Annotated in this window: 10 protein-coding genes; 8 read left to right on the forward strand and 2 right to left on the reverse strand. The window is 69.7% G+C overall.

Annotation, left to right across the window (positions count from 1 at the left end; all coding sequences use genetic code 11):
- Window positions 1–108 precede the first annotated feature (108 nt).
- From ACT3UL_RS01780 to ACT3UL_RS01800, 5 genes are all read left to right on the forward strand, one after another.
- The gene (locus ACT3UL_RS01780) at window positions 109–786 is read left to right on the forward strand and encodes an AIM24 family protein (RefSeq protein ID WP_444576408.1); all 678 of its coding nucleotides are present in this window, start codon (window positions 109–111) and stop codon (window positions 784–786) included.
- A 46-nt stretch (window positions 787–832) separates the two neighbouring features.
- Window positions 833–3,226: a circularly permuted type 2 ATP-grasp protein gene (locus tag ACT3UL_RS01785; RefSeq protein ID WP_444576409.1), complete on the forward strand. Its 2,394-nt coding sequence runs from the start codon at window positions 833–835 to the stop codon at window positions 3,224–3,226.
- Window positions 3,216–4,235: a transglutaminase family protein gene (locus ACT3UL_RS01790; protein WP_444576410.1), complete on the forward strand. Its 1,020-nt coding sequence runs from the start codon at window positions 3,216–3,218 to the stop codon at window positions 4,233–4,235. The genes ACT3UL_RS01785 and ACT3UL_RS01790 overlap by 11 nt, the downstream gene beginning before the upstream one ends.
- A 145-nt stretch (window positions 4,236–4,380) precedes the next feature.
- Window positions 4,381–5,847, forward strand: coding sequence for an FAD-dependent oxidoreductase (locus ACT3UL_RS01795; protein ID WP_444576411.1), 1,467 nt, complete (start codon window positions 4,381–4,383; stop codon window positions 5,845–5,847).
- Between the two features lie 125 nt (window positions 5,848–5,972).
- Window positions 5,973–6,362, forward strand: a complete 390-nt coding sequence (locus tag ACT3UL_RS01800; protein WP_444576412.1) for a DUF1304 domain-containing protein — start codon at window positions 5,973–5,975, stop codon at window positions 6,360–6,362.
- Between the two features lie 328 nt (window positions 6,363–6,690).
- Here ACT3UL_RS01800 and ACT3UL_RS01805 read toward each other — a convergent pair whose 3' ends face one another.
- Both ACT3UL_RS01805 and ACT3UL_RS01810 read right to left on the reverse strand, forming a co-directional pair.
- The gene (locus ACT3UL_RS01805) at window positions 6,691–7,647 is read right to left on the reverse strand and encodes an endonuclease domain-containing protein (RefSeq protein ID WP_444576413.1); all 957 of its coding nucleotides are present in this window, start codon (window positions 7,645–7,647) and stop codon (window positions 6,691–6,693) included.
- 299 nt (window positions 7,648–7,946) lie between these two features.
- Entirely contained in the window at window positions 7,947–9,158 is a 1,212-nt protein-coding gene (locus ACT3UL_RS01810; RefSeq protein WP_444576414.1) for a pyridoxal phosphate-dependent aminotransferase, read from the reverse strand.
- Window positions 9,159–9,459: 301 nt separating this feature from the next.
- On the opposite strand from ACT3UL_RS01810, the gene ACT3UL_RS01815 reads away from it, so the two are divergent.
- The 3 genes from ACT3UL_RS01815 (at window position 9,460) to ACT3UL_RS01825 (ending at window position 13,665) form a co-directional block, all read left to right on the forward strand.
- On the forward strand, window positions 9,460–11,703 hold the full coding sequence (locus tag ACT3UL_RS01815; RefSeq protein WP_444576415.1) for an alpha-galactosidase: 2,244 nt from the start codon (window positions 9,460–9,462) through the stop codon (window positions 11,701–11,703).
- A 62-nt stretch (window positions 11,704–11,765) separates the two neighbouring features.
- Window positions 11,766–12,677, forward strand: a complete 912-nt coding sequence (locus ACT3UL_RS01820) for a carbohydrate ABC transporter permease (RefSeq protein WP_444576416.1) — start codon at window positions 11,766–11,768, stop codon at window positions 12,675–12,677.
- A gap of 16 nt (window positions 12,678–12,693) precedes the next feature.
- Window positions 12,694–13,665: a carbohydrate ABC transporter permease gene (locus ACT3UL_RS01825; RefSeq protein WP_444576417.1), complete on the forward strand. Its 972-nt coding sequence runs from the start codon at window positions 12,694–12,696 to the stop codon at window positions 13,663–13,665.
- Window positions 13,666–13,671 lie beyond the last annotated feature (6 nt).

A 13,671-nucleotide genomic window follows, 5' to 3' on the forward strand; every position in this document is an offset into this window, starting at 1 on the left:
GCTCGTGCGCTCCCGTGGCGCGGGCACCTCGTGAGAAGATCCCGGAGCGGTGCGGTGGGCACCGCGATGACCGCGGCCACGGCCCGGCATCCGAGAGGAAGGGCTCCCATGCGCTCCAATTTGTTCGACGCCGGCAATCAGGAACGACAGACGACCGACCGATGGGCGCTGCAGTCCAACAAGATGCTGCGCTGCTCGCTGACCCCCGACGCCCCCGAGATCATCTCGGCCGCCGGCGCGATGGTCGCCTACCAGGGGCAGATGGACTTCTCGTACCAGGGCTCCGGCGGCGGCATGAAGCTGCTCAAGAAGATGGCCACGGGCGAGGGCGGCAACATGATGCGCACCCGCGGCCAGGGCGAGATCTTCTACGCACGCCAGGCCGATGAGATCTTCCTGATCCAGCTCGAGGGCGAGGCCCTCACCCTGAACACGAGGAACATGCTCGCCTTCGACAGCTCCATCCAGTGGGACATCAAGTCCCTGGGCGGGGCAGGCTTCATGGCCGGGGGGCTGTTCAACCTGTTCCTGCAGGGACAGGGCATGGTCGCCGTCACCTCGGACGGTCCGCCGATGCTCCTGGACTGCTCCCAGCAGCCCACCTTCGTGGATCCGCAGGCGGCGGTGTGCTGGTCGGCGAACCTGCAGCCCCAGATCAAGAACGACTTCAAGATGGGCTCGCTGATCGGGCGCGGCTCCGGCGAGTCCTTCCAGCTGGGCTTCCACGGCCCGGGCTTCGTCGTAGTCCAGCCCTCCGAGGGCATCCAGGTCTCCAGCGGTTCCTGACCGCCGCATCCAGCATCGACCCGCACCGGATGCCTACGATGGTCCGGTGAGCATCGCAGCACCTGGAGCACTGGTCGACGAGCTGGCCGCGCTCGGCCCTCGAGGCCGGCGCCTGGCTGCGACGTCGGCGGCGAGCATGTTCGCCGCCGACGTCTCCGCCCCGACCCCCGTGATCGACCCCGTCCCGGTGGTCCTGGACGCCGAGGACTGGGACACGCTCTCCGCGGGGCTGATCCAGCGGGTGCGCCTGCTCGACGCCCTCTACGCGGATCTCTACGGCCCCCGCACCGTGCTCGGCACGGACGTCGCACCGGCCGCCGAGCTGCTCCAGGACCCCGCCTATCTGCGCTCCGCGATCGGGATCCCCTCCCGGGGCGCCACCCACCTGTTCGCGGTGACCAGCACCGTCGCCCGCCAGGCCGACGGCAGCTGGGTCGTGCTCGAGGACAGCGTGGACGTCCCCGACGGGGCAGGTTTCACCCTCGAGCTGCGGCGGGTCCTCTCGAGGTGCGCGCCGACGCTGTACCGGACCACGGAGCTCCGCCGGCTGCATCCCTTCTTCGACACGGTGCGCACGGCGCTGCACCGGCGCACCCGCACCGACGGCCGCGCGGGGAGGACGGTCGTGCTCACCGACGGCGACGCGGACGATCCTCTGCGCGCGTTCGATCAGAGCTGGCTCGCCAACCTCCTGGGCTCCCCCGTGGTCTCCGTCGGCGATCTGCAGACCGGGTCGGGCCCGTTGACGCTGCGCCTGCCGGGCGTGGACTCCGATCCCGGCGACACGGTCGACGCGCTGGTCCGTCTGCTCCCCTCCACCCAGCTGGATCCGCTGGATCTGGGCCCCACCCCGTACGGCGGGGTCACCGGACTGGTCGAGGCCGCTCGCTGCGGGGACGTCGAGATGCTCAACCCCTTCGGTGCCGGGCTGCTCGAGAATCCCGCCCTGCGCGCCGCTCTCCCGGACCTGTGCCGCCAGATCCTCCACGAGGACCTCCAGCTGCGCCCCGCCGCCCCGAGCTCCGACGCCTCCCCCGGGTCGGAATCGTCCCGCTGGCTGTCCTCGGATCCTGCCGGGGGTGACGAGCTGGTGGAACGTCCGGCCCGGTTGCGCCTGATGGTGATCACCTCCGAGGACGGCTACGAGGTGCTGCCCGGCGGCGTCGCCCACACCGACGACGAGGCCCCCGAGGCGCTCAAGGACGTCTGGGTCACGGTCCCGGAGACCTTCGCCCTGCCCGAGGGGCCCGACGGGAGAACGAACGGCGAGTGCTCCGTGCCCGGGCAGGCGAGCGGTTCCGCACCCGAGTCGAGCTCGGCGAACGCCTCCGGGACAGACCTCGGGGCGGATCTCGGGGTGGACCTCGGGGTGCTCACCGCATATCCGGCGATGACCCGATCCATCGGATCGGACCTGTTCTGGTTCGGCCGCTATCTCGAACGGGTCGATTCCACCGCGAGGCTGCTGCGCACCGTCCTGGACACCTCGAACGATCTGGGCTCGGAACGGAGCGCCTCCGCCGGCACCGCGCAGGCCGTGCTCCTGGGTGCGGTCACCGACGTCACCACCACCTATCCGGGGTTCCTGGACCTCGATCCCCAGGACCCGGAGTCGGTGCGCAGCGAGCTCGCCAGCCTGCTCACGGACGGCGGCCGGCCCGGTTCCCTCGCCCAGTCCTATGCTTCCCTGGCACACACCACCCGGACCCTGCGCGATCTCATCTCGGATGACGTCTGGCCCGTCATCGCCCGCATGCGTGGCAGCTTCCACCAGCTGTCCAGCAGCGACAACCGGCCGCTCGAGCAGGGTCTGACGGACATCGTCGACGGCTGCCTGACCCTGTCCGGGGCGGTCGCCGACTCGATGCCCCGCAACCTCGGCTGGGATCTCACCGAGGTGGGCCGGAAGCTCGAGCGGACCATGGGGCTGCTGTCCCTGCTGCGAGCCACCCTGGGACATCGCCGCACCCGCGCCGCGGAGGCCCGGATCGCCGGCGCGGTCGCCCTGATCACGGAATCCGGGGCGTCCTACCGGCGCACGTTCCACGCTGCCGTGCAGCCCGAGCTCCTGCTCGAGCTGCTGCTCCACGACACCACGCTGCCGCGCTCGATCGCCTTCCAGCTGGACCGGTTGAACTCCACCCTGGACCGGTTGCCGGAGGTGACGCCGTCGCCCGAGCTGCGCGCGCCGCTGACCGCCCTGCGTTCACGCATCGGCTCCTGGCAGCCGCAGGAGCTGCTGCGGCCGGTGCCGGCCTCGGGAATGGCTCCCGGCGCCCCGTCGGCCGCAGCTCCGGCGGCGCGTGGTGGCGCCCCGACCTCGATGCTCGAGGAGGCCGACGCCGCGATCGCGTCCCTGCGCGAGCTCGCCACGGCGCTGGAGAACCGCTTCTTCCAGCCCTCGGAATCCACCTCCAGATGGGGGATCGATGATGTCTGACCACCAGCAGGCCCGCCCGCAGACCCGCCCGCTCGCGCCCGAGATCCCGCTGCGCAGCGAGGGCGACCCGTCGGCCGACGCGGTCGACTATCTCGTGCACCACCTGACCAGCTACCACTATGCGAAGCCGGTCTCGCGGAACTACGGGCGCGCCCACGTCGAGCCCCGCGCCACCCCGTACCAGCGGGTGCTGTCCCACGAGGTGATCGTGGACCCGGTGCCGGCCCGGCTCACCGCCCACACCGACTTCTACGGCAACTCCTCGACCTATCTGCTGGTGGACGGCCCGCATTCCCAGCTCGACGTGCACTCGCACGCCCGGGTGACCGTCTCCGAGCGGCGCTACCCCGTCGAGGCGATGTCCCGCCCCTGGGAGCAGTGCGGACCGGATCATTGGGGGCCGCTCCTGCCCGCCGAGAGCATCGACTTCGTGCACCCCTCGCCACGGATCCCCGACCAGGTCGAGGCGCACGAGGTCTCGGCGAACGTGTTCACGCCCGAGCGCCCCATCGGGGAGTGCCTCGCGGAGCTCACCGGCTGGATCCACGCGAACTTCACCTATGACTCCCGAGCGACCACCGTGACCTCGACGCTCGAGGAGGTCCTCGCGGCGCGGCACGGGGTCTGCCAGGACTTCGCGCACGTGGGGGTCGCCGTCGTGCGAGCCGCGGGCCTCGCCGCCCGGTACGTCTCGGGCTACCTGCGCACAGCGCCGTCCTCCGAGGGCACCCTGGTCACCGAACCGGCCGACGAGATGATCGGCTCGGCCGCCTCCCATGCGTGGCTCAGCGTGCTCGTGCCCGGCATCGGCTGGGTGGACATCGATCCCACCAACCGCACCTTCGTCGACCAGCGCTTCGTCACCACCGCCTGGGGGCGGGACTACGCGGACGTCCCGCCGCTCAAGGGCATCGTCGTCGGCCCGCCCGGAGCGACCAGCACTCTCGATGTCGCCGTCGGCGTGGTGCCGGTGGCACCCGGGGCGCCCGGGGTGTCCGGGTCGCCATGACGGGCGGCCGGCAACGGCTGTGAGCGCGTCGGCCCGCTCACACGGACCGGGGCCGGGACGAATTTCGCGTATATGGTTGTGCGGAAATCAACGTGCGATCGACGACGCACCGACCAGGCGCCCCGCGCCACGAGACCGAGGTGAGATGTCCTTCTCCCAGCAGCCCTTCCGTCTGGCCGTGATCGGCTCCGGCCCCGCCGGCGTGTACGCCGCCGAGACCCTGCTGCGCAACGAGCGCGTCAAGAACGGTGACCTCGAGGTCGCGATCGACCTCTTCGACCGCCTCCCGGCACCCTTCGGCCTGATCCGGTACGGGGTCGCGCCCGACCATCCGCGTATCAAGGGCATCATCACCGCCCTGCACCGCATCCTCGGCCGCGGCGACATCCGGTTCCTCGGCGACGTCCAGTACGGCACCGACCTCACGGCGGAGGACCTGCGCACCCACTACGACGCGGTCATCTTCGCCACCGGCGCCCTCAAGGACGCCGATCTCGACATCCCCGGCATCGAGCTGGACGGCTCCCACGGCGCCGCCGACTTCGTGGCCTGGTACGACGGCAACCCCGACTACCCCCGCACCTGGGAGCTCGACGCCGAGTCCGTCGCCGTGATCGGCAACGGCAACGTCGCCCTCGACGTGGCCCGCGTGCTCTCCAAGAGCGCCGACGAGCTGCTGCGCACCGAGATCCCCGCCAATGTGTACGAGGGCCTGCAGTCCGCCGCGACCACCGACGTGCACGTCTTCGGCCGCCGCGGCCCCGCGCAGACGAAGTTCTCGCCGCTCGAGGCGCGCGAGCTCGCCCACCCCAAGGGTCTGCAGGTGGTCATGGACCCCCGCGACGTCGAGCAGATCACCGAGACCCAGTGGGCGGCCATCAAGGCGGACAAGCGCACCGACCAGGTCACGCAGACGTTCGTGGGCTGGCTCGAGGAGCAGCAGCGCCGCGAGGCGGCCGGCGAGGAGCCGACGGACAAGAACGGCGGCCCCGTCCAGCGTCGCCTGCACATGCACTTCTGGCACCGCCCCGTCGAGGTCCTCGGCGAGGACGGGAAGGTCACCGGCATGCGTTTCGAGCGCACCCGCCTCGACGAGGAGGGGCGCCTCGAAGGCACCGGCGAGTTCGTCGACTACGAGCTCGGTGCCGTCTACCGCGCCGTCGGCTACCACGGCTCCGAGCTGCCCGGCATGCCCTACGACGCGAAGCGCGGCGTGATCTGCAACGTCGCCGGGCGCGTCACCGAGGCCGATGGCACGCTCGTGCCGGGCGTCTACGCCAACGGCTGGATCAAGCGCGGCCCGGTGGGCCTGATCGGCGCCACGAAGTCCGACGCGATCGAGACCATCTCGAGCCTGCTCGAGGACCTCGATGCCGGCCATCTGTCCGCCGCGCGCGAGCGGGACAACGAGGCGATCCTGCGCCTGCTCGAGGACCGGGGCGTGCAGTACACGACCTGGGACGGCTGGATGGCCCTGGACGAGCACGAGAAGACCCTCGGTGCCGCCGCGGTGGACGCCGACGGCGAGCCCCGTGCCCGCGTCAAGGTCGTCGAGCGCGACGAGATGGTCTCCGTCTCCCGCGCCGGGATGCCCGAGCACTCCCGCGCCTGATCCGCAGGACGCGGGGCGCTGGGCGCTAGGCGCTAGGCGCTAGGCGCTAGGCGCTAGGCGTAGGACGCACTACGCGAGACGCAGTTCGATGTCCCGTTCGTTGACCAATGTATTCGGAGGCTGCTGTGCTCGTTCTCGGTTCGATCCTGGCTCTGGCCGCGGCACTGCTCCATGGGTTCATCTTCGCCCTGGAGTCGCTCCTGTGGGGAACGCCCCGGGCCCAGAAGGTGTTCGGGCAGCAGAGCGCTGCCGAAGTCTCCACGACCCACGACCTGGCGTTCAACCAGGGGTTCTACAACCTGTTCCTCGGGGTGCTCGCCGCGCTCGGCGCTGTTCTCACGCTCGCGGGCGTGACCACTGTGGGCGTCACGCTCATGCTCGCCGGCACGGGGTGCATGCTCGCCGCAGCGGCCGTGCTCCTGCTCAGCTCCCCGGCACATCGGGGAGCTGCGGTGAAGCAGGGCGCACTCCCCCTGCTCGCCGTGGTCGCTCTGCTGATCGCCCTCGCCCTCTGACCGGAGGCACGTCGGAGGGGTACCGATGTCGTGCCCGAGGGTGGTGCCGGAGGGGTGCCGGAGGGGTGCCGGAGGGTTGCCGACGGGGTGCCGACGGGGTGCACAGCCTCACCCACTCGCCGATGGGCAGACACTCCCCGCCCCGCTTGCCGAGTCCCTCGATACGTCCCGCATTTGAAGCGAATCAAGGGAATCGGGGCATCCTGCCGGGGATCCGATCCCTTATGGCACGAGACCTCACGACCACTGGGCACCTCGCACCGATCCGGCACCTCGCACATCGGATCTGTCACCTGGCACCGGGCACCAGTGGCCGGCTCCGCAAGGATCACGTCGGCGGCAGTTGAGCGACAGCCTCGCGATGAGTCCTGATCCGCTGGTCGGCTGTTCGGATGCTCGCGTCCAGCAGCGCGAAGAAGTCCTTGGAGTCCTTGTGGTCCTCCACGGTGATCCGCAGTACCGCCCACCCTTCGCGGTGCAGCAGCTCGTCCTTCGTATGATCCTTCCGAGCCTGCTCTGCCGTGAAATGCCGCTTGCCGTCGTACTCGATCGCGATCTTCCACGCGGGGTACGCGAGATCGATCCAGTACTCCTTGCCGGTCACCGGGTCGCGGAGGGGCCGGTTCGTCTCAGGTTCGGGGTACCCGGCTCGGACCACCATCAGCCGCGTCATGGTCTCGCGCGGAGAGTCGACCCGATCCCTGGCGTCACGCACGGCCGCCCTCACGGCACGGATACCGCGTGCACGTCGTCCCCGGCACGCTGTCCGCACCGCGTCCACCGTGAGCCCTCCCGCGACACGAATCCGTGAACCGAGGGAGTCGATGCAGGCCACGAGCTCGTCATGGCTGAGCAACGGTGCAAGGTCCAGCAGTACGTGGAACGGATGCTCCACCCTGACTCCGTCCACGACGAGGGAGGGTGGATCCTCGCGCACGTGGACCCTGAGCCTTCGGGCTGAGCCCCGCTTCTGCTCCGGCTGCACCGTGCAGTGGATGTCCGCACCGCCCTCCCAGGTGAGCTTGTCCGGCAGCGGGAGGCCGAGGAGCTCGGCCGCCGTGACGTGGCAGATGAGACTGCCCGGGACCACTCTCCTCTGGAGGATCCGCGCCACTTCCCGAACTCCGGCCGGCTCAGCAGCCACGGTGTAGCACCCGGGAAGCACGCGCAGGAACTCGGGGCTCGACAGTCTTCGGATGCTGACCCCCATCTTGAGCATGCCGGCGCGCGTGAACACCCGACCCGTCGGAATGCTCGCTCCGTTGCTGTCCTGACCGCTGCTCATCCCCCGACAGTAGGAACGTGATGGGTCGCGGAGACTGCTGCAGCCCTCGCAGTGGAAAAGATCCACTGGGGAGGAGAGACGCGAGCAGAGCACGCCCGCCACGCCGACGCGCGCCAGATCAGGGGCGACGCGCCGAACGAATCCACGAGAACGTCCCACCAGCGGGACGAATCAGTGGACTCGGCGAACGAGGGAGGCGGAAAGGGTCCGAGGGGCAACCTAGCGGACCAGCGGACCAGCGGACCATCGGACCAGCGGATCAGCGGACCAGCGGACCAGCGGATCAGCGGATCAGCGGATCAGCGGCGGATGCTTGCGAGGTAGTCGCCGATGCGGTCCACGGCGTTCGCGAGCATCTCCGCGGGCGGCAGCGTCACCAGGCGGAAGTGGTCCGGGGTGTCGAGGTTGAAGCCGGTGCCGTGGGTGACCAGCAGCTTCTGCTGGCGCAGCAGGTCGTAGGCGAACTGCTCGTCGTCCTCGATCGCGTACATCTCGCGGTCGAGCTTGGGGAACATGTACAGCGCTCCCTGCGCCTTGACCACGCTGATGCCGTCGATCGCGCTGAGGCCCTCGTAGGCGACATCGCGCTGCTCGCGCAGACGCCCGCCCGGCAGCAGCAGCTGGTTGATCGACTGGTGCCCGCCGAGCGCCGTCGCGACGATGTGCTGGGCCGGGACGTTCGGGCACAGGCGCATGTTCGAGAGGACGTCCAGGCCCTCGATGAAACTGGTCGCGTCGTCCTTGGGTCCGTACAGCGCCATCCAGCCGGCCCGGAACCCGGCCACCCGGTACGCCTTGGAGAGCCCGTTGAAGGTGATCGACAGCAGGTCCGGGGCGAGCGAGGCGATCGAGGTGTGGACCGCGTCGTCGTAGAGGATCTTGTCGTAGATCTCGTCGGCCAGGATCATCAGGCCGTGGGTGCGAGCCACCTCGACGATGTCGCGCAGCACGTGCTCGGGGTACACCGCGCCGGTGGGGTTGTTGGGGTTGATGACCACGATGGCCTTGGTGCGGTCGGTGACCTTCGAGGCGATGTCCTCGACGTCGGGCCACCACTGCTGCTCCTCATCGCAGCGATAGTGCACGGCGCGGCCGCCGGCCAGCGACACCGAAGCGGTCCACAGCGGGTAGTCCGGCTGCGGCACGAGCACCTCGTCGCCGTCGTCGACGAGTCCCTGGCACACCATCTGGATCAGCTCGGAGACACCGTTGCCGAGGTAGACGTCGTCGAGGTCGATGCCGGGCATGTCACGCATCTGGTAGTACTGCGCGACGGCGCGACGGGCCGCGGGGATGCCCTTGGAGTCGGAGTAGCCCTGCGCGGTGGGCAGGTTCTTGATCATGTCCACGAGGATCTCGTCGGGCGCCTCGAAGCCGAACGGTGCGGGGTTGCCGATGTTCAGCTTGATGATCTTGTGACCCTCGGCCTCCATGCGAGCTGCTTCTGCGGGCACGGGACCGCGGATCTCGTAGCAGACGTCGCGCAGCTTGGAGGACTGGGTGAAGATCATTCGGGGGCTCCTGGCCTGGTCGGGTGGGCACAGGATATCGCCGCCCGACGGGCCGCCGATCCCGTGACCGCACTGCAACCCCGAGACACCCTTGACGTCAGCCCAAGTATTTAGTTTCATGGTTTCAGTTAAGGCGGCTCGCAGGGCGACGGAACGCTCGACGGGTACCGCATCTGCGGCCTCCTCCCGGGCGATCCGGCCGGATCGGCGGCCCTGTCGGCACCATCCGCTGTCCCGCCCGTTCCGTCTCACCTCGTCTCGTCCCGCCCTGTCCCGTCCCCTCCCGTCCCAGAGGTCATCGATGTCCCCACGCAGGTCCTCCGTCAGCACCGCCGTCACGGCGCCCAGTCCGGGCTCCACGCAGCGGGTCCACCTGACGGCGTCCGGGGTCTCCGTGGTGCTGGACGTGACCGACGGCCGCTCCCCCGCCATCGCCCACTGGGGCGCGGCCCTGGGTACGCTCGACCCGGAGGGTCTGGAGGCCGTCTGCGCGGCGGCCGTCGAGCCGGTCCCCCACAACGCCGTCGACGTGCCGCTGCGGATCGCGATCATCCCCCAGCAGGCCGACGGCTGGATCGGCCGGCCGGGACTGACCGGTTCGCGCCCCGACGGCTCGGGATGGGCGCCGCGCCTGGTCACGCGCGCGATCTCCCTCGACAGCAGTCCGCTGACCGCCCCGCACGCCGAGGCGGGGGCGGCGCTCGTGCGGATCGATCTGGACGACGAGGAGCTCGGGCTCGAGGTCGCGCTCGAGGTCGAGCTGCTCCCGTCGGGGCTCCTGCGCCAGCGCGCCACCTGCACGAACACCGCCCAGTGCCCGTACGCGCTGGACGAGCTCACCGTCTCCGTGCCCGTGCCCGGCGACGCCGACGAGCTGCTGGACTTCGCCGGCCGCTGGTCCAAGGAACGCACCCCACAGCGCAGCGCCTTCACCGTCGGCACCCACCTGCGCGAGAACCGTCGGGGCCGCACCGGGGCCGACGCCGCCCACGTGCTGCACGCCGGGCGGCCCGGGTTCGGCTTCCGCCACGGCGAGGTCTGGGGCGTGCACACCGCGTTCTCGGGCAACCACCGCCATCTCGCGGAGCAGATCAACACCGGCAGCCGGATCCTCGGCGGCGGCGAGCTCCTGCTGCCGGGCGAGGTGGTGCTCGATGCTAACGAGTCCTACGCGAGCCCGTGGCTCTACGCCTCCTACGGCGAGGGGCTCGACGCGGTCGCCTCCCGCTTCCACCGGCACCTGCGGGCGCGTCCGCACCATGTGGGAACTGACCGGCCCGTCACCCTGAACGTGTGGGAGGCCGTCTACTTCGACCACGATCTGGCCCGGCTCACCGACCTCGCCGACCGCGCCGCCGATCTCGGCGTGGAGCGGTTCGTGCTGGACGACGGCTGGTTCGGGTCCCGCCGCGATGACACCTCCGGCCTCGGCGACTGGATCGTCTCGGCGGATGCCTGGCCGGGTGGGCTGGGCCCGCTGGTCGACCACGTCACCGGCCTCGGTATGGAGTTCGGCCTCTGGTTCGAGCCCGAGATGGTCAACGAGGACTCCGACGTGGCCCGGGCGCATCCGGAGTGGATCATGGCCCCCTCCCCCGACCGGATCCCCCTGGAGTCCCGCCACCAGCAGGTGCTGAACCTGTCGATCCCCGAGGCCTTCGCCCACGTGCGCGAGCAGATGGGCGCGGTGCTGGATGCGCACGACATCGGCGACATCAAGTGGGACCACAACCGTGACCTGCTCGAGGCCGCCACCCGCGGCACCGGCCGCGCCGCCGTCCACGCCCAGACCCTGGCCACCTACCGGCTGATGGATGAGCTGAAGGAAGCCCACCCCGGGCTCGAGATCGAGTCGTGCTCCTCCGGCGGCGCCCGCGTGGACCTCGAGGTGCTCGAGCGCACCGATCGGGTGTGGGTCTCGGACTGCATCGACCCCCTGGACCGCCAGCAGATGAACCGCTGGACCTCGCAGCTCGTCCCGCTCGAGCTCATGGGCAGCCACATCGCCTCGGGCCGCTCCCACACCACGGGACGTCTGCACACCCTCGACTTCCGCGCCGCGAGCGCCCTGTTCGGACACCTCGGCATCGAATGGGACCTCACGCAGGCGGACGCGGAGGAGACCGCCTCGCTGCGCTCCTGGATCACGCTCCACAAGGACCACCGCGAGCTGCTGTTCACCGGCGACCTGGTGCGCGCCGATCGCGGCGACAGCCCGCTGTGGCTGCACGGCGTGGTCTCCCCGCAGCGTGACCGCGCCCTGTTCACCCTGGTCGCCGTCGGCCGCTCCGACCGGTCCCAGCATGACCGGCTCCGCTTCCCCGGGCTCGACCCCGAGGCCCACTACCGCGTGCTGCCGCTGGCGACCGGTGCCCGTACCAGCAGCCTGATCCCGCCGCGCTGGATGCAGCAGGCCCAGGAGTCCGCCGACGACGGCGGTCTCCTCCTCCCCGGCGCGGCCCTCATGGTCTCCGGCCTCGCCACCCCGCTCCTCGACCCCGAGCAGGCGCTCCTGGTCGACATCACCCGCGCCGAGGCCTCCTGACCTCCACGCGCAGTACGCACGGAGCCGGGACATCCGGCTCCGTCCGACGAAAGAAGGTAGCCATGTCCACCGCGACGACGTCGACGCGGTCGGCCCCGAGACGCCGACGGAAGGACGACACGAAGCTGGCACTGCTGTTCATCGCGCCAGCGACCGTCGGCCTCCTGGTGTTCCTCGTGTGGCCGCTGCTGACCGGCCTGTACTACTCCTTCACGGAGTACACGACTCTCACCCCGCCCCAGTGGATCGGGCTGGAGAACTATCAGAGGCTGATCGCCGATCCGATCTTCTGGAAGTCCCTGAAGGTCACGGTGCTGTACGTGCTGATCAACATCGGCGTGCAGACGGTCGTGGCCCTGCTGATCGCGGTGCTGATGCAGCGCCTGACCCAGTCCACGATCCTGCGCTCCCTCGTGCTGACCCCGTACCTGGTCTCCAACGTGGTCGCGGCGATCACGTTCCTGTGGATCCTCGACACCCAGCTGGGCATCTTCAACATCTTCTTGACCTGGATCGGCTTCGATCCGGTCTCCTTCTGGTCCAGCGAGACCTGGGTGATCCCGACCGTCGCGCTGGTGAACGTGTGGCGCCACATGGGCTACACGGCGCTGCTGCTGTTCGCGGGCCTGCAGTCCATCCCCACCTACCTCTACGAGGCGGCTCGCACGGAAGGGGCGGGAGAGATCGCCCAGTTCCGTCGCATCACCCTGCCGCTGCTGCGCCCGATCCTGGCGCTGGTGCTGATCATGACGATCATCGGCTCGTTCCAGGTGTTCGACACGATCTCCGTGACCACCCAGGGCGGACCGGCCGACGCCTCGAAGGTGCTGCAGATGTACATCTACGAGAACGCCTTCGCCCAGTACGAGTTCGGCTATGCCTCGGCGCTGTCCGTCGCGCTGCTGATCATCCTCATGGTCATCACGTTCACGCAGTACTGGCTCACCAAGGCCGGACAGTCGGACCTGGACTGACGGGAGAGAGAACACCATGACCACCACATCGCATCCCGTCACGGGCAGCCCCGGCACCGCCGGCACCACGAATTCCCACGACCCCACCGGTCGCACCATCCATCGGCCGAAAAAGCCGATCCCCTGGGGGAAGATCGTGGCCTGGGCCGTGATGGTGATCTTCCTGCTGATCACCCTGTTCCCCTTCTACTGGATGCTCCGCACGGCGCTGTCCAGCAACAACGCCCTGGCCACCGACCCGGGCAGCCTGCTGCCGGTGGGGATGAACTCCGGCGGCTTCGAGCGCGTCTTCGGCCTGCAGGACGTCGAGACCGCGATCTCCCAGGGCGGCAGCGGCGCCTCGATCAACTTCTGGCGCTACCTGCTCAACTCCGTCATCGTCGCGACCGCGGTGACCGTCGTGCAGACCTTCTCCTGCGCGATGGCCGCCTACGCGTTCTCGCGGCTGCGCTGGCGCGGCCGCGAGACGGTGTTCCTGATCTTCCTGGGCTCGCTGATGATCCCGCAGATCTTCACCCTGCTGCCCAACTTCATCCTGATCAAGAACCTCGGCCTGGTCGACACGCTGCTGGGCATCATGCTGCCCACGCTGTTCATCTCGAGCTTCGCGATCTTCTTCCTGCGGCAGTTCTTCAACAACATCTCCCGCGAGGTCGAGGAAGCCGCCCTCATCGACGGGGCGAGCAAGGCGCGGGTGTTCTTCACGCTCATCCTGCCGATGTCCAGCGCCCCGCTGGCCACCCTCGCCCTGCTGACCTACATGTCCGCGTGGAACGAGTACTTCTGGTCGCTGATGGTGTCCTACACCGATCAGTCCCGCGTGCTCACCGTCGCGCTGGGCGTCTTCCGGGCGCAGGCGCCCGGAACCGGCCCCGACTGGTCGGGCCTGATGGCCGCGACGCTGGTCGCCGCCGCCCCCATGCTGATCCTCTTCGCCCTCTTCGCGAAGAAGATCGTCAACTCCATCGGTTTCAGCGGGATCAAGTGAGGTGCC

The organism is Brachybacterium sp. 107, assembly GCF_052379725.1.
GTDB lineage: Bacteria > Actinomycetota > Actinomycetes > Actinomycetales > Dermabacteraceae > Brachybacterium.